Source organism: Haloferula sargassicola, assembly GCF_040362925.1.
Taxonomy (GTDB): domain Bacteria; phylum Verrucomicrobiota; class Verrucomicrobiia; order Verrucomicrobiales; family Akkermansiaceae; genus Haloferula; species Haloferula sargassicola.
Genome location: NZ_BAABRI010000001.1, coordinates 241,344 through 258,094, shown reverse-complemented (window position 1 = coordinate 258,094; position 16,751 = coordinate 241,344). Strand labels below are relative to the sequence as shown.

Sequence of the window (16,751 nt, the reverse complement as noted above, 5' to 3'; positions counted from 1 at the left end):
GCATCCCCCTTGCGTCCGGGCGTGCGGGGTCCCATGGTGGCCACCGATGAAAGATGTGCCCAAACTGGTGAAGGACGACCCCTGGCTGGAGCCCTACGCCAGCCGGATCGAGGAACGGGGCCTGCGATTCAAGGGCACCCGCTCCCACCTCGAGCGGCTGGGAAACGGGAGCTTCGTCGACTATGCCGACTCCCACCTCACGACCGGCATCCACCGGCAACCGGACGGCAGCTGGCTGGTCCGCGAGTGGCTTCCCGGCGCCCGCGCGGTGAGCGTGGTCGGGGATTTCAACCACTGGCATCCCGACGCCGATCCGCTCGATCGGAAGGACCATGGCATGTGGGAAACGGTGGTCCCAGCCGGTGCCATGAGCCACGCCCAGCGGGTGAAGCTGCACATCACCGGCGCCGATGGCAGCGTGCGCGACCGGATCCCCGCCTGCATCCTGCGGGCGATCCAGGATCCGGAAAGCCACGACTTTTCCGGCCAGATCTGGCAGCCCGGGGAAAGCTACCGCTGGCACCACGAGTTCGATCCCTCCGGCATCAAGACCCCGCGCATCTACGAGGCCCACGTCGGCATGTCCGGCGAGGAAGGCCGCGTGCACCACTATCGTGAATTCGCCAACACCACCCTGCCGCGCATCGCCCGGCTCGGCTACAACACGGTCCAGCTCATGGCCGTGCAGGAGCATCCCTACTACGGCTCCTTCGGCTATCACGTCTCGAACTTTTTCGCCCCCTCCTCGCGGTTCGGCACGCCGGAGGACCTGAAGTATCTCATCGATACCGCCCACGGCCTCGGACTCGCGGTGCTGCTCGATGTCGTCCATTCGCACTCGGTGAAAAACATGGCCGAGGGCCTCAACGACCTCGATGGCTCCGGCAACCTGTATTTTCACTCCGATGACCGCGGCGAGCATCCGCAGTGGGACTCGAAGTGCTTCGATTACGGCCGTCCCGAGGTGCGGAAATTCCTGCTCTCCAACGTCCGTTACTGGCTCGAGGAATTCCGTTTCGATGGCTTCCGTTTCGACGGCGTGACCTCGATGCTCTACTGGCACCGGGGTTCGACCTCGTTCGACCACTACGACAAATACTTCGTCCACGACGTGGATGAGGATGCCATCCTCTATCTCCAGCTCGCCACCTCGCTGGCCAACGAGATCCGGCCCGGAGCGATCCTGATCGCCGAGGACATGTCCGGCATGCCCGGTCTATGCCGCCCGGTCGCGGAGGGCGGCATAGGTTTCACCCACCGCCTGGCGATGGGCGTGCCCGACTACTGGATCAAGCTGCTCAAGCACACCCGGGATGAGGACTGGAACCTCGACGAGATGTGGCACACCCTGACCAACCGCCGCCATGGCGAGGCCAACATCGCCTACGCGGAAAGCCATGACCAGGCCCTCGTCGGCGACAAGACCCTGGCCTTTTGGCTGATGGATCAGGAGATGTATTGGCATATGGGCGTGGATGACCCCCATCCTGTGATTGATCGTGGAATCGCCCTTCACAAAATGATCCGCTTGGTGACCTTCGCGACGGCCGGTGAGGGCTGGCTGACCTTCATGGGCAACGAATTCGGCCACCCGGAGTGGCTCGATTTCCCCCGCGAGGGCAACGGCTGGTCCTATAACTACTGCCGCCGGCAGTGGTCACTGGTCGACAATCCGGCGCTGAAATACAAGTTCCTCAACGAGTTCGAGCGGGCCATGCAGGACCTCGGACGCAAGTTCGACCTGCCCGGCAACCAGCCGGCGAACTGCCTCAACATCGACCACGGGAACAAAGTGCTGGTCGTCGAACGTGGCGGCCTCGTCTTCGTGTTCAACTTTTCCCACGACCACTCGGTGCCGGGCTATCAGGCGCCCGTCCCCGGAAAGGGAGCCTACCGGCTGGTGCTGCACACCGACCGCCCGGACTTCGGCGGGCATGACCGGCTCGACGACTCGATTTCCTATGAGGTCAACGAAGACGGGAAGCTGACTTTCTACACGCCTGCCCGCACCGCCTTGGTGTTCGCTCCTGAAAAACCGGCCGCTTCGGGAGGGACAAGCACCGTGGATTGAGCAGAAACCGCCCCGCGCATCCGATTGAGCACCCCACGATCTGTCGGCCTCGGAACGATAAAACCGGGCCGCTTGAGATCGCGGGGCACCTCATCCAAAACAAGACGACAAGCAAGTCAGCTCCTGCGGCGGCGCAGGAGGCCGATGAGCCCGAGGCCACCCAGCAGCGAGACGGCGGGCTCGGGCACCGCGGCAAGACCCGAGGTGGTCTGGCCGATGACGATGTCCCCGGTCAGGCCCGAGACCGCACCAACCGTGATGGCATCCAGGCTGACCCGCAGCGCATTGGTCGTCATCCCCGTCGAGGAAATGCCATCTCCGCTGGGAATCTGCTCGTTGAGCACGATCGTCAGACCCGCGATCCCCCCCGCATCCACAATCACCGTGTTGGGTGACGGGTTGTTGATTCCCACCAGCAGGTCGGTGCCAGCGATCGTGATGCTGAGGTTCTCGATGATCGCGCTTCCGGTGGAAACCAGGCTGCCGAAATCGCCGGAGCTGCTCGAGGTCGAGGTGATGGTGTCGGAGGTGATGGAAAGAAAGTCCGGCGTGAGCACGATGCCCGGAATGAGGGTCACGCCGAGGCCGTTGACCGTCGCGTTGCTAGTGGCCAGCTTCGCACCCGAGGAACCGTCCACATCGGAGCTCGCGCTGGTGTTGATGGCACCGTCTCCATCGTCGGTCGCGGCCACCGATCCCAGAACCACCGAGGAATTCACGGTCGCGACAAAGTTGGTGGTGGAATAGGCGGCGGGAGCGGTACCGGAACTCTGTGCCAGGGGGCCCACGTCAAGGTCGACCAAGGACAAGGCGGAGACGCCGACATCAATGCCGACTCCGGACGAGGTGCCGGCGGTCACCGCGGCGTGCGCGGTGGGAGCCAGCGTCGCCACGGACAAGCCAATCATGGTCGATGCAATGGTATTCATATTCATATATCGGGTGTTGGGTGTTAACAGCGCAGTCCGACGGCGGGTCTTCTAACGAACGCCGTCGGACTTGAAGCATCCGCCCCAGGGCAGAGCGTGGGGTTAACTATCTAATCGAGCCCGAACACCCTCAATTCCAAACCATCTCGGGAATTAAACAATTCGTTATACCCCATTAAGAGGGCCCCTCAGAACCAGGTTGCAAGGACGCCTACAGGGCCTGATTTTACCTGCTTCTCGGACGCCAGGCACCGGCCACGATCCCGAGCCCACCGACGACAAACAGCAGGGGAAACCAAAGCGAATAGCCGGCCGCCTTGGTTTCGCCACGAAGCACCGCCTGGTCGGGCTGGTCCGGATTCACATGGCATTCCGCCACGCTGCCTTCAGGGTATTTCAGCACCAGTTCTTCCGCCGCGGAAGGGGTGTCCGACCACGGAGCGCCCCGCAGGCGGTAACGGGTCGACTCCCACTGCCGGTCCTGCCACTCGTAGACGTAGCGGACCTCGAACCGGAACTCCTGGGGCATCCCGGCCGGCCAGTCCGGGTCATCCCGCCGGGACCCGACGCGGGATTCGAGGATCGAGCAAGGAACCAGCGGCCAGTGATCGACATCCTCGGCCCGCATGAAGCTTTTCCACATCAGCACGGCAAAAACGCCACCGACGCCAGCCAGGCTGAGGCCGATCAGGCTGAGATAGATCCGCGAAGCGAGCGATCGTTTCCGCACACCCCGTGCGGTAGAGCGACAAGGCCGCGACGCCAAGGGCAAAGGGGATGTCCTTTTTCGGCTTTGACCCGGTGGCGGCCGGGGATACCTAAGCCGCATGAGCGAATTCGCCTCCCAAATCCAGGAAGACCTCAAGGCCGCCATGAAGGCCAAGGACGCCGACCGCCTGACGGTCATCCGCGCGCTGAAAACGGCGCTGACCAATGCCTCGATCGAAAAGGGCGGGCTCAACACTCCGCTGACCGACACCGAGGCCATGGCCGTGGTGCGCAAGCAGGTGAAGCAGCGCGAGGATTCAGCCTCCCAGTTCGAAGCCGCCGGCCGCAATGATCTCGCCGCCAAGGAGCGCGCGGAGATCGAGGTCCTGCAGGCCTACCTCCCCGCCGCCCTTTCCCACGAAGACATGGTGGCCATGGTCGAGGCGGCGATCGCCGAAACCGGAGCCACCACCAAGGCCGACATGGGCAAGGTGATGAAGCTGGTCCAGGAACGTGCCGCCGGACGGGCCGACGGCAAGACGCTCTCCCAGGAAGTGGCCAAGCGACTCTCCTGATGGTTTGCGATGCCGTCATCGTCGCCTCCGGAAGCAGCCGCCGCATGGGCTTCGACAAGCTGGCAGCCCCGCTGGCCGGCCGCCCCGTGCTGCGCCACACGGTGGAGGCCTTCCTGGCGTGCGCGGAAATCGACCGCGTGATCGTGGTCGGTCCGCCGGACCGCTTTGCGGAGCTTCTCGGGGACCTCGAAGACCGGTTGGTACGGGCCGATGGCGGCCGCGAGCGCCAGGACTCGGTGATGGCCGGACTGGCGGAAGTCCGCGCGGAATACGCGGCCATTCACGATGGTGCCCGTCCCTTGGTTTCCCCGGCGGCAATCTCCACCTGCCTTGCCGTAGCGCACGCGTGCGATGCGGCGGCCCTCGCGCGACCGGTTACCGAGACCATGAAGCGGGCCGACGCCGACGGTTTCACCGAGGACGCCGTGGATCGCGGGGGACTGTGGCACATGGAAACCCCGCAGATCTTCCGCACCGAGCTACTGCGCGAGGCATATCGGGCCGTGGTGGCGGGCGGCCTCGCGGTGACCGACGAAGTCTCGGCCCTCGAAGCCATCGGTCGACGGACGCGGCTGGTCTCCACCGGACTTCCCAATCTCAAGATCACCCACCCCGGCGACCTCAGGATCGCCGCGGCACTTCTCACCACCGATGCGCGCGACCTACCATGAGTGCCGTAGCCGGACCGGCGTCCGGCTGGCGGTCGCCCGACTTCCCGACAGCGAATGCGCTGCCATGTCGATCCACGTACCGGCCGGCTCGCGCGATGACCCGCCGGGACTGGCGGGAACCGCGCATTTCGTGGAGCACATGCTTTTCAAAGGCACCGCGCGACGGGATGCCCGCGGGATCAGCATCGAGACCGAGGACGCCGGGGCCATGCTCAATGCGCACACCTCCGAGGACCAGACAGCCTACGAAGGCCGCGGCGATGCCGACACGCTGCCCCTGCTGGCCGACATCCTGTGCGACATGGTGTGGCATTCGCGCTTCGCCGCGGAGGACATCGAGCTGGAGCGCGAGGTCATTGCCGAGGAAATCGTGATGTACGAAGAGTCGCCGGGCGACCACATCGGCGACCTGCTGTCCGCCGCGCTATGGTCGCCGCATCCGCTGGGCGAGCCGATTTCCGGCAGCCTTGAAAGCCTGCGTCGGATCGACCGCGAAACGCTCGTCGGCTTCGCCACCGGCCAGCACCGGCGCGACGACCTCGTGGTCGCCGTCGCGGGGCCCTACGAGCCGCAGGCGGTGATCGATTTGCTGGATCCGCTGCTTCCCGACCTGCAGCCCGCGCTCTCCAGCGTGCCCTTCAAGGGCCTCGCGAAAGGCGAATCGCTGCGGATCGACGAGCGCGACACGCAGCAGGTCCAGCTGGCCATCGCCTACCCGACCTTCGGTCGGCGGGACCCGCGCCGGCACGCCCTGCGCCTGCTGGCGATGATCCTCGGCGAGGGTTCCAGCTCGCGTCTTTTCCTGCAACTGCGCGAAGACCGCGGCCTCTGCTACCACGTGTCCTGTGATGCCACGCTGCTGGAGGAAACGGGAGCCCTGGAATTCGTGGCGGGGCTCGATCCGGAAGGACTGGAGGAATCCGTGGAAATCCTCGGGCGCGAACTGTCGGACCTCGCCACCCGCGGGCCGAATGCGGCCGAGCTGGCACGGGCGAAACGCCTGGCCTTCAGCCAACACCGGGCGGCCATGGAAAGCACCGCCAGCCATGCCTCATGGGCGGCCGATTCGCTGCTTCACCATGGGAAGATCATTTGTCCGAAGGACGCCCTGGCCCGGATCGACGAAGTCAGCGCAGCCGCCGTGCGCGAGGTGGCGGCCGGCCTTCTGGCCAGCGGGACCCGCGCCCGGGCGGAGATCCGCCCGTCCTGAGGCGGATGGCATCAGTCGGTCGTGATGCGGAAAGTCGCACGACGGCGGCCGTTCTCCTCGCGCTCGTGGATGGTGATCGCATCGAGCTCCTCGAAGGCCTTGATGCCATCGCGGATCATCGGCAGGCGGGCGCGGAACTCTTCCAGCGCCCCGGGGTCGGGAATGATGTCCTCTCCCTGCTCGTCGACCAGCGTGACGAGGTCGGAAAGGTAGGCGGCCAGAACGTCGGTATCGAGCTTCAGCCAGGCACCGGTCCGCTCACCCTCCCCGGCAGCCGCGGCCTTGCCGATCAGGTCGAGCGCGTGCGTCCGGGAAGTCGAGGCGGCGAACCATTGGTCGCTGACCGTCACCGAGGGCTTCAGGTCATCGGAAAAGGCGGCGGCATCGAAATACCAGGTCACCAGGTCATTCTTTTCCGAGTTGGTCGGGACCAGCATGTTGAGGTCGCCGGCACCGAGATCGCGGGCGGTGGCGAGCAGCGAGCGCACCGAAGTATCGATCTCCTTCCATGAGTCGGCCAGCTTGGAGCGGTCGGAAACCGGTGCCAGATAGGTCATCCGTGGCATGCGACCGTTTTCCACCACCGCCGGCGGCACCCCGGGCAGGGATGGCACCGCTCCGGAAACATCGACCACGAACGCCCGTTCGTCGCCGAGTCCCTGGTCGGCGAGCATGATCCCGTTCCAGAGCTTCAGCAGGTCGTTGCGGAAGCTTTCGTCGAACATGGTGAACATCTGCTGATACTGCGCCATCTTGTCGTTGGCGGGCGTCAGACCCGCGACGTGCTCGGCGGCGCTGTAGGTGATGGTGACCAGCAGGTCGATGTATTCGGAAAGGGCTTTCTGATACTCCGGCGAAACCACGGCATCGGCGAAAAGCAGGGTGTTTTCCCCCTCTCCCAGCGACTCCAGATGGTGGGGCGCGTCATTTCGCAAGGCACCGGACTCATAGCCGCCGAAAAGATCGAACGATACTCCGTGGTCGACGCTGATCACGCCACCCACGGTCTCCGGTTTGTAGAAGCTGTAGAGCGCCTTTTCCTTTTCCTCGACGAGGCCCAGCAGTGAGATCAGCTCGCGCGGATCGCCGAAGCCCTCGACCTCCCTCAGTCCATCGACCACCCCCGCCGCGATCTGCGTGAAGCTGTCGGTCTGGAAGGTGGCCTCAATCAACTCCTTCGCTCCGTAGAGGAAGCCATGGACCGGCAGATCCTTGTAGCCGTCGATGAATGCAATGCGGTCGTTGGCGGCGAGGGACTCCTCCAGCGAGCCGGTCAACGGGCAGCTTTCGGTATCGCCCCCCACATAGACCATCACATAATCCCCGACCACGGCGTTGGCCACCACCACGGTCTTCTCCCGGATCGTGTCGATGAGCCTCTGCGTCGTCTCCGGCCCGAAGCGAGCGATCAGGTCTTCGGGATTCGCCTCGATCTGCTGGGCGATCGGTTCGCCGGAAAACTTGAAGCCGTTGAAGTCCGAGCCCGCGGAGGCGAAGCTGACGGCCTCGCCCTGCGGCGCGGCCATGGAGAACAGGCTGCCGATCTGATCCATCGCCTGCTGGCGGGCGGACTCGTCCGAAATCTTGCTGGCGAAAACGATGGGCGGGACGCGCAGCTGCTGAAGCTGCGGCAGGAACTTCTCGACCTCGCCGATGATGCCCTCGAACGGGGCGCCGCCCCCCATGGCCTCCATCGAGGTGGAGAGGTCACCCGAAACGATCCCCTGCGCGAACGCCTGGGACAAGCTACGAAACTGATAGTAGTTCATTCGTTTCCCGATCTGGAGATAGAGGTCGAAAAACTCCGACGCCCCCTTGCCATAGATCACCGACAGGTCCTCGCTCACGAAGGGAAGGATCGGTGCCGCCACCTCGGAGATCGCCTCCTCGGGGTCGGTGCCTTCCTCCTCCATCGCCACCGAGCGAATGAAGTCCCACATCTTGAGCTCGCCCAGTCTGTCGACGGCTCCCTTGGGGTCGATCAGCGAAGCCACCGCATCGACATCGCCCCGGGCCAGCGCCGCCACGGGGACCACGGCCGCGCGCTCTTCCGCCCCCAGGCCGCTTTCCGATTCGACGACCTCGGCGACGACTTTGGCAACGTCTTCGATCACCTCGGACCCTTTGGCCGCCGCGGGCTGTTCTTTTTCCTGGCACTGGGTCAGGGCGACGAGGGCGGCGGGAAACAGGAGGACGCGAGGGAGGCGTGAAGGTTTCATGCACGCATTTACCCACCCTCGGGCCCGCTCCGCAAGCGGTCTCCTCGGCCAATTGCCGGGAATCGCCATTTTTCTAACATCGCCGGCCGGTCATCTCGCTCCCCGGTCGTGCCCTTCCAGCTCCCTGACCCAGACGTTCCGGAACTCCACCGGGTCCCCGTGGAACTGGAATCTCAGCGGCCCTTGCTGCGGGTGGCTGGGCGGGTAGCGGGCCAGCTTCCGCCAGACGGTCGGCCCCAGGAAGGCCTCGTCGTGTTGCACCAGCACCCCGTTGTGGATCACCGTCGCGCGGGCCGGTCTTTCCACCCCGCCCGCCCCATAGACCGGCGGGGAAAACACGATGTCGAAGCTCTGCCAGCGGCCTTGCTCGGTGGTCGCGTCCGCCAACGGCGGCAACTGGCCGTAGAGCGCGCCGGCCATGCCGTCCGGGTAGGTCGGGTTGTCGTGACTCTGGAGAATCTGGATTTCATAAAGGCCCATCAAAAACACGCCGCTGTTCCCGCCACGCTGCTCGTGGACCTTCCTGCCGGCGGGAATCCGCCACTCGAGGTGGAGCTGGAGCGCGCCGAACTCCCGCTTGGTGATCAGGTCGGCGCCCTGCGCCACCAGGATTCCCCGCTCGATCCGCCACTCCGGCTCGCGGAAGGCGTCAAGACTCCGCCCGTCGAACAACACCTCCGCGTCCGCCGGCGGCGGCACGACCACCGCACCGGCGTTTCCCACCACCGGCGGCTGCGGCCGGGTGCCATCGTGGACGACCCACGGCGTGCCCGGCAGCAGCGGATGGTCCGGGCGGTCTCCCACCCCGAAATGCGGGATCCATCTCGCCGCCGCTGCCACCACGGCGGCCACGGCGGCTGCCGGGATCCCGAATGACCGGAGGCGTCGCGCGTTCACCCGGGGAGTTTCGGCCGTTTTTCCGGGAAATCGACCGCTCTTTTGCCTGCCTCCGACATCGGGGTTGCGGCGCCCCTTCCTTTGTGGGAGCGTCCTCCACGCCTCTTTCCCATGGGCATGCCGACCACCCTTACCACCAGCGACCGCTTTCCGTTCGATCTCGTCCGTCCCCATTTGGAAAAAGTGGAGGCCTCAATCCGCGACCAGGTCCGCGCCTTCGACCCCGCCGTTGAACCTTACGTCTCCTACGTTTGCAACACCTCCGGCAAACGGATCCGCCCCGCGCTCTCGATTCTGGTCGGCGGCGCCTTCGGCGACCTGGCCGAGGACCAGCGCAAGCTCGGCGTGATCCTCGAGCTCATTCACATGGCAACGCTGGTGCACGACGACATCATCGACGGCGCCGTGACGCGCCGCATGGTCCCCACCGCCAACGCCAAGTGGGGCAACGGCCTGTCCGTGCTGCTCGGCGACGCCCTCTTCTCCCATGCCCTGGCGCTGGCGACCGAGTTCGACGACATCACGATCTGCCGCAAAGTGGGCAAGGCTTCGCGCGAAGTCTGCGAGGGGGAAATCGTCCAGACCCAGCGCCGCTTCGATCTCTCGCTGACCAAGGCCGACTACTACCGGATCATCGAAATGAAGACCGGTGCGCTGTTCGCCGCCGCCACCGGCATCGCCGCGGCGCTCTCGGGCGCCGACGAGGAAACCGAGCACCGGCTTTACCACTACGGCCTGCGCCTCGGCACCGTCTATCAGATTTACGATGACTGCCTCGATCTCGTGGGCACCGAGGAAAAAGTCGGCAAAACCCTCCGCACCGACCTTGAAAAGGGCAAGCTGACCCTGCCCATCCTCAACCTGCTGGAGTCGGCCTCCGAGTCGCAGCGGACCAAGCTCAACAAGCGCATCATCGAGCAGCAACCCCTCGACCTCTCGGTGCTGGTCGGCATCGCCGAGTACGAAGGCGCCATCGAGTCCGCGGTCGATACCGCATGCGACATGCTCGAGGCCTGCCGGGCCGACCTTTCCGGCCTGCCGGAAAACGACTACACCGCCGCCCTCCACCAGATCACCCGCTTCCTCGGGACGCTGTTGGAGAAGTGCCGGAGGTAGAACCTGTCTGCCAACGGCGCTCCAACTCTGGCTTGAGCAAGCCTTTGGATCGGATCTCCTTCCATCATGTCGACCAAGGAACTCGCATTGGAGACGATTCAACAACTCCCGGAAGACGCTTCCTGGCAGGACAGCGAAGATCGGATCCACTTTCTCCCGGCGATTGAAAAGGCCCGCTTGGAAGTCCAAGAAGGTGCTGTGGTTCCACACGAGGACGTCCGCGGGCTTCTTCAGAAATGGACTACTCCATAGCGTGGACCAAGGGATCCCTGTCCGATCTTGCCGGATTAGTTCGGTTTATCGCGCGCCAGGTCGGCAAAGAGGCTAGGCGAGCTGATCATCCGGAAGGTCGAGTCGATTTCAGCGTTCCCGAGGATCGGTCGGATCGTCCCCGAATACCGGCACGACCCGGTTCGCGAATGGATCGTGCGCCCCTAACGGGTCGTGCATGAAATCGACGACCTTACCGCAACGATATTTGGGCTCATCCGCCGCAGGCGACGCTCACGCCCCACGCATCAGCGAGATCTCGGCGAGGCTGACCATCGCCTTGAAAAGATCCTCCCGCGGGGCGGTCTTGAGCGTTTCCACGGAAATCGCGCGGTCGAGCGTGAAGCGGCCCGAGCGGACGCGGCGCAGCGCGCTGAGGTGCGCGCCACAGCCGAGCTTGTGGCCGATGTCGTGGGCGTAGGTGCGCACATAGAAGCCCTTCGAGCAGTCGACCGAGAAGTCCACCTCCGGCAGCTCGATACGACGGATGTCGTACTTCGTGACGTAAACCGGCCGCGGCGGCCGATCGACTTCCTGTCCCTTGCGGGCCAGCTTGTAGAGCGGCACCCCGTCCTTCTTGATCGCGGACACCATCGGCGGAATCTGCTCGAAGTCCCCGGTGAAGGCGGCGAAGGCCTCATCGATCTGCTCGCGGGAGAAAGCCGGCACTTCCTTTTCCTCCAGGATCTCCCCCTGCCGGTCCTGGGTGGAGGTGGTGGCGCCGAGCGTGAGCGTGCCCTCATACTCCTTGTCCTCGCTCATCAGCAGATCCTGGATCTTGGTCGCGCGCTCCACCACCAGCATCAACAGGCCGGTCGCCATCGGGTCGAGCGTGCCGCAGTGGCCGATCTTTTTCGTGCCCAGCGAGCGGCGGGCGATGGCGACCACGTCGTGCGAGGTCATGTCCGGGGCTTTGTCCACCACCAGCACGCCGGCGGGGACATTCGATGCAGCAGGATTCGGTCGGCTCATTCTTCAGGAAATTCAGTTCTCAGTCGCGGCCAGCTCGGCTTTCACCGCCGCCAGCACCTTCGCCTTGGCGTCATCCATCGGGCCCGCCATGCGGATCCCGGCGGCCAGCGAATGGCCGCCGCCGCCGAACTGCATGCAGATCTTGCAGGCATCGATCCGCTTGTCCTTCGAGCGCATGGAAACGCGGATCTTCCCCCCGGCGAGCTCCTCGAAGAAGATGGCGACGATCACGCCCTGGATCGCGCGGATGATATCGATCAGGCCTTCGCTGTCCTCCGGCTTCACGCCGAGGCGGTGCACGGTTTCCTGATCGAGCTGCCAGTGGGCGAGGCGACCGCAGGCGCTGGTCTCGAGCGTGTTCAGCAGCGCCCGCATCAGCTCGACGCGGCGCATCGGATGGTTGTCGTAGGTCAGGGCGTTGAGGGCCCCGACATCCGTCCCGCGGCGCACGAGATCGGCGGCCATTTCATACGTCGCCGCGGTGGTCCCGCTGTACTGCCAGGAGCCGGTATCGGTGGAAACGGCGACGTAAATCGCGTCGCGCGATTCCGCCGGCATCGGCAGACCCAGGGCGAGGATCAGGTGGTAGAGAATCTGGCCGGTGGCCGGGCTGGTGGAGTCGATCAGGGCAAGGTCGCCGTAGCCGGGGTTCGACTTGTGGTGGTCGATGTTGATCCAGCGCCGGCAGTTCGCGACGGCGGCAAGCGCCTTGTCGCCGAGGCGCGGCTGGGTGGCGGTGTCGAGCGCGATCACCACGTCCACCTCGACCGGTTCGGCCGGCGGCGTTTCGATGCGCTCGGATCCTGCCATGAAAGCGAGATTCTCCGGCAGGCCGTCTTCATTGATCAGTCGCACCGTTTTCCCCGCCGCCTCCAAGGCGAAGCCGAGCGCGATCTGCGAGCCGATCGCATCGCCATCCGGCCGGACGTGGCTCAGCAGGGCGAACGACTGGTACTGGTTCAACCAGGCACCGATTTCTTGGATGACGGAGTTCTCGCTCATGGGGTCACGGGTCCGGCTCGCGGGGCCGCGGATTCTCCCGATCCGCCTCCTTGGGGCAAGGACAATCCTGAGCCGGGTGGCCGCCAGACTCATCGGGAGTTTTTCGGCAAAGCGCCCGAAGTCACCGGGAAGACTCGACATCGGCCCCGAAGCCATCCATCCGGCCGCTTCCCGATGCCCTATGCCTTTCTTGTCTCCGTCGATCCCCCGCCCTTGCCCGGATTCGCGCGCATCCGCGCTGGTACGCCGGGTGCTAACCGCCCACTAACAAGCGGAGAAATACTTTGGATTTCCGAAACATCTAACGTATGAACCGTGACGGTTCCTCGTATCTAGTCGAGCTGATGGATTGCGCCCGTGTCCGATTCTTCCTCATCGCCGCCGCCCTGCTGGTCGCCCAGCCGGTGGCCGGGGAGGTTTCGCGGCCGGAATCCGCCGGCGAGGTGGTGATGACCAGCTGGCCCTGCGTTTCCCCGGATGGAAAAACCGTGGTCTTCGAGTGGCGCGACGACCTCTGGTCCTGCTCCGTTGATGGCGGTCGCGCGACCCGCATCACGGCGCACCCCGCGCGCGACAGCTACCCGCAGTTTTCGCCGGACGGGAAGACGGTTTACTTCTGCTCGACGCGCACGGGCACCCTCCAGCTGTTCTCGATGCCGCTCGAGGGCGGTCCGGCCACACAGCATTCGTTCCACTCGGAGGGTGGCACGCTGGAAGCCATTTCGCCGGATGGAAACACGGCCCTGATCCGTGGCGAGCGCGATGAGCCGGGCTTCCGGCCGATGAGGCTGATCCAGATCGACCTCCGTCGCAACGCGCCGGAGTCCTACCTTTTCAACACCAAGGGAACCAGCGCCTCGTGGCTGCCGGATGGCTCCGCGGTGCTCTTCTGCCGCGAGGGCGAGCAACTCTATCGCAAGGGCTACCGCGGCTCGCGGGCTTCCTCGATCTGGCGCTACGACCTCGCCGACCAGAGCTTCACCCCGCTCATCAAGGAGGACTGGGAAGCCCGCTCGCCCACCCCGTGGCGCGATGGCAAGGGCTTCTACTACGTCTCCGAGCAGGACGGCACCTTCAACCTCTGGAGCCGCGCCATGGATGGCTCGGACAACCAGCAGCTGACGCACTTTGATGACGACGGCGTGATGCTGCCCTCTCTCTCGGCCGACGGTTCGACGATCGTCTTCCGCCGCGGCTTCGACCTGTGGCGGTATCACCCGGCCCAAGACGGTGAGCCGGAAAAAATCGACATCTGGCAAACCGAGGACCTGCCCGATACGCGCCAGGAAATGCGGGAGGTCGATGGCACGGTCGATGCCGATTTCTCGTCGAGCGGGCTGGAAATCGTGTTCAAAGCCGAAGGCGAGCTGTGGGCGATGGATACCGTTCTGCGCGAGCCGAACCGCATCACCCGCACCGATGCGCTGGAGGATGACCCGGTGTTTTCCCCGGACGGGAAATACATCTACTACACCCGGGACGACGGCATCGACTGCCAGATCTGGCGCCTGTCGCGGAAGGATCCGGACGAGTACTGGTGGCAGACCGAATCGTTCCTCACCGAGCAGGTCACCTTTTCGCCCGAGCCGAAGCAGCGCTTCGCCTTCAGCCCGGACGGGCGCAAGCTCGCCTACGTGGCCGGCAGCGGCAACCTGGTGGTCGCCGATCCGGACGGCAAGCAGGCGCGCGTGCTCTTCGAATGCTGGAACGCGCCGAGCTTCGACTGGTCGCCCGATGGCGAGTGGATCGTGTTCGCGGCCCAGGACCAGAATTTCAACCGCGACATCTACATCGTGCCCAGCGATGGCAGCATGGAGCCCTTCAACGTCTCACGTCACCCCGACTTCGAAGGTTCGCCGCGCTGGTCGCCGGATGGCAGCTGCATCGCCTTCACCGGCCGCCGCCTGAACAACGAGATGGGTTTGTTTTACGTGAACCTGCGGCTGGAGCAGGCGGTGAAATCGACCCGCGACCTGCGCGAGATCGAAGCCGAGGCCGCGATGCGCGATGACCCGTCCTACCAGCTCGAAACCGAGAGCGACGACGATGAGCCCGACCAGGTTTCCGGGGAGATTCTCGAACCCGCTCCGGTGCCGAAGAAGCCCCGGGCGAAGCGGACCCGCAAGCGGCTGCCGATCGATTTCGAGGGCCTCAGCGAGCGCGTCGTCCGCCTGAATACCCGAGGCATCGAGCCGAAGCGCGTGATGTGGTCCGGCGACTCGGAGGCCATTCTTTTCCAGTCGGAAAACAGCAGCAACGACACGCTCTACCGCATCGAGCCCCGGCCGCGGGCGAAGATGGAATCGGTCGCCGACGAGCGCGGGCTGCCGATCCGCGCGGAAAAGGACGGCTCGCTGTTCTGGATCGTCGATCAAAGCCCCGCGGTCCTAAAAAAGGGCAAGCTGACCAAGTTTCCGATCGAGGCCCGGCTGCTGCGCGACCGTGTGGCCCATCAACGGCTGTGCTTCCGCCTCGTCTGGCGCACCCTGCGCGACCGGTTCTACGATCCGGAAATGAACGGGCTCGACTGGGATCGGATGCTCGCCAAATACGAAACCCAGGCGGCCGAAGCGCCGGACTCGCGAACCTTCGACCGCGTCGTCGGCATGCTGTTGGGCGAGCTGAATGCCTCCCACCTGACCTTCCTATCCGAGGAGTGGCCGAAGCCCTGGAACGCCGAGGGCACCGAGTTTCAGAAGACCCGTCATCTCGGGATCCGCTTCGAGCGCCACGGTGCCGGCGACCCGCTCACCGTGAAAAACGTCATCGCCGGCAGCCCCGCGGCGAGCTGCAGCCCGCCGGTCCAGCCGGGAGACACGATCGTCGAGATCAACGGCCGCCACGTCGACAGCAGCATGCCGGTTTACCGTTTCATGAACGGGCGCATGGACCGCCGTATCGAGCTGGTGGTGCGCGATTCCCAACAGAAGGAGCACACCCACCAGTTGGAGCCGATTTCCTACGAAAAAGCCACCCTGCTGGCCGAGGAGGAAGTCATCGCCAACAACCGCAAGCTGGTTGAAAAGCTGTCCGACGGAAAGCTCGGCTACGTCCACATCGCGCGGATGTTCTGGGACGAGTTCGACCGCTTCGAGCGCGAGATCTACGCCGCCGGCCACGGCAAGAACGGCCTGATCATTGACATTCGCGACAACGGCGGCGGCTTCACCACCGACCACCTGCTCACCGTCCTCTGCCAGCCCCGCCACGCCGTGACCATCCCGCGCGACGGGGGCCCGGGCTACCCGCAGGACCGCAAGGTCTACGCCTCATGGCACAAGCCGCTGGTCGTCATCTGCAACCAGAACTCCTACTCCAACGCCGAAATATTCGCCCATGCGATCAAGACCCTCGGCCGCGGCAAACTGGTCGGCGTGCCCACCGCCGGGGGCGTCATTTCCGCCACCAAGGACCGGATCCTCGATGCGGGCACGCTGCGCGTCCCCTTCCGCGGCTGGTTCCTGCCGGACACCGGCGAGGACATGGAAATGAACGGCGCCGTGCCCGACTACATCGTCTGGCCGGAGCCCGCCGACCTCATCGCCGGCGATGACAAGCAGATCGAAAAGGCTGTCGAGGTCCTGCTCGAAGACGTCAGGGAAGCCGTCGAGGAGCCGTTCGTTCCGCACTACCGCAACCGCGGTCGCTGAGCGGCTGGCTCAATGCTTCGGCCCGCCGAGTTGGGTGAAATCCCGGGGCCCGCCGCCCCGCGTGAACGTCGGTGCCTGCAGAAACACGGCGATGAAGGCCAGAATGTAGAGCACCTGTTTCACCGTCACCGCGTCATCCTGCAGCAGGAACATCGGCACGATCATCGCCGCCTCACCCAAGGCCGCCCCGATGATGAACCAGGGCAGGCGTTGCTCGTGATCGGTGAACTTCGGAGCGACCTGGAACCTGACCAGCAGGCTGGCGAAGAACATCGCCAGCGCCATCAGCACGACCGGATCGGTGAAGCCCGTGGTCCCATCCTCGCCGCTCGGCCACCCTCCGCCGGCGAAGACCATGATGATGCCCATGCCGATCAGCAGGGACATCCAGATCACCCACGCCGCCAGGGCCTGCTGCTGAGGAGGAGTGGCGGGCTGGCTCATCGCGGCGGGAAATGAAG

Annotated in this window: 13 protein-coding genes; 6 read left to right on the top strand and 7 right to left on the bottom strand. The window is 65.0% G+C overall.

The features are described 5' to 3' along the window. Positions 1-46 precede the first annotated feature (46 nt). Positions 47-2,071: an alpha amylase C-terminal domain-containing protein gene (locus tag ABXH26_RS01105; RefSeq protein WP_353565176.1), complete on the top strand. Its 2,025-nt coding sequence runs from the start codon at positions 47-49 to the stop codon at positions 2,069-2,071. Between the two features lie 116 nt (positions 2,072-2,187). Here ABXH26_RS01105 and ABXH26_RS01100 read toward each other — a convergent pair whose 3' ends face one another. Continuing rightward, positions 2,188-3,006 (bottom strand): PEP-CTERM sorting domain-containing protein, encoded by an 819-nt coding sequence (locus ABXH26_RS01100; protein WP_353565175.1) that lies wholly within the window; start codon positions 3,004-3,006, stop codon positions 2,188-2,190. A 220-nt stretch (positions 3,007-3,226) separates the two neighbouring features. Continuing rightward, on the bottom strand, positions 3,227-3,730 hold the full coding sequence (locus ABXH26_RS01095; protein ID WP_353565174.1) for a DUF3592 domain-containing protein: 504 nt from the start codon (positions 3,728-3,730) through the stop codon (positions 3,227-3,229). 97 nt (positions 3,731-3,827) lie between these two features. Between ABXH26_RS01095 and ABXH26_RS01090 the strand changes: the two genes are divergently transcribed. From ABXH26_RS01090 to ABXH26_RS01080, 3 genes are read left to right on the top strand one after another with little or no spacing between them, the layout of a single operon-like run. After that, positions 3,828-4,283: a GatB/YqeY domain-containing protein gene (locus ABXH26_RS01090; protein ID WP_353565173.1), complete on the top strand. Its 456-nt coding sequence runs from the start codon at positions 3,828-3,830 to the stop codon at positions 4,281-4,283. Beyond that, positions 4,283-4,954, top strand: a complete 672-nt coding sequence (gene ispD, locus ABXH26_RS01085) for a 2-C-methyl-D-erythritol 4-phosphate cytidylyltransferase (RefSeq protein WP_353565172.1) — start codon at positions 4,283-4,285, stop codon at positions 4,952-4,954. Before ABXH26_RS01090 ends, ispD begins: the two co-directional genes overlap by 1 nt. Continuing rightward, entirely contained in the window at positions 4,935-6,164 is a 1,230-nt protein-coding gene (locus ABXH26_RS01080; RefSeq protein ID WP_353565171.1) for a M16 family metallopeptidase, read from the top strand. Before ispD ends, ABXH26_RS01080 begins: the two co-directional genes overlap by 20 nt. 11 nt (positions 6,165-6,175) lie before the next feature. On the opposite strand, the gene ABXH26_RS01075 is transcribed toward ABXH26_RS01080, so the two are convergent. Beyond that, the gene (locus ABXH26_RS01075; RefSeq protein ID WP_353565170.1) at positions 6,176-8,383 is read right to left on the bottom strand and encodes a hypothetical protein; all 2,208 of its coding nucleotides are present in this window, start codon (positions 8,381-8,383) and stop codon (positions 6,176-6,178) included. Between the two features lie 90 nt (positions 8,384-8,473). Next, a complete protein-coding gene (locus ABXH26_RS01070) occupies positions 8,474-9,280 on the bottom strand; it encodes a 3-keto-disaccharide hydrolase (RefSeq protein ID WP_353565169.1) in 807 nt (268 codons plus the stop codon). A gap of 117 nt (positions 9,281-9,397) precedes the next feature. On the opposite strand from ABXH26_RS01070, the gene ABXH26_RS01065 reads away from it, so the two are divergent. Beyond that, the gene (locus tag ABXH26_RS01065; protein ID WP_353565168.1) at positions 9,398-10,396 is read left to right on the top strand and encodes a polyprenyl synthetase family protein; all 999 of its coding nucleotides are present in this window, start codon (positions 9,398-9,400) and stop codon (positions 10,394-10,396) included. Positions 10,397-10,900: 504 nt separating this feature from the next. On the opposite strand, the gene truB is transcribed toward ABXH26_RS01065, so the two are convergent. Together truB and ABXH26_RS01055 are read right to left on the bottom strand one after the other, a co-directional pair. Continuing rightward, complete coding sequence (gene truB / locus ABXH26_RS01060; RefSeq protein ID WP_353565167.1) at positions 10,901-11,638, bottom strand: tRNA pseudouridine(55) synthase TruB; 738 nt, start codon at positions 11,636-11,638, stop codon at positions 10,901-10,903. A gap of 12 nt (positions 11,639-11,650) precedes the next feature. Next, positions 11,651-12,640 carry a DHH family phosphoesterase gene (locus tag ABXH26_RS01055; protein WP_353565166.1) on the bottom strand — a complete coding sequence of 330 codons (990 nt, stop codon included), beginning with the start codon at positions 12,638-12,640 and terminating at the stop codon, positions 11,651-11,653. Between the two features lie 308 nt (positions 12,641-12,948). On the opposite strand from ABXH26_RS01055, the gene ABXH26_RS01050 reads away from it, so the two are divergent. Continuing rightward, the gene (locus tag ABXH26_RS01050; RefSeq protein ID WP_353565165.1) at positions 12,949-16,290 is read left to right on the top strand and encodes a S41 family peptidase; all 3,342 of its coding nucleotides are present in this window, start codon (positions 12,949-12,951) and stop codon (positions 16,288-16,290) included. A gap of 9 nt (positions 16,291-16,299) precedes the next feature. Here ABXH26_RS01050 and ABXH26_RS01045 read toward each other — a convergent pair whose 3' ends face one another. Beyond that, positions 16,300-16,734: a hypothetical protein gene (locus ABXH26_RS01045; protein WP_353565164.1), complete on the bottom strand. Its 435-nt coding sequence runs from the start codon at positions 16,732-16,734 to the stop codon at positions 16,300-16,302. Between the last annotated feature and the right edge of the window lie 17 nt (positions 16,735-16,751).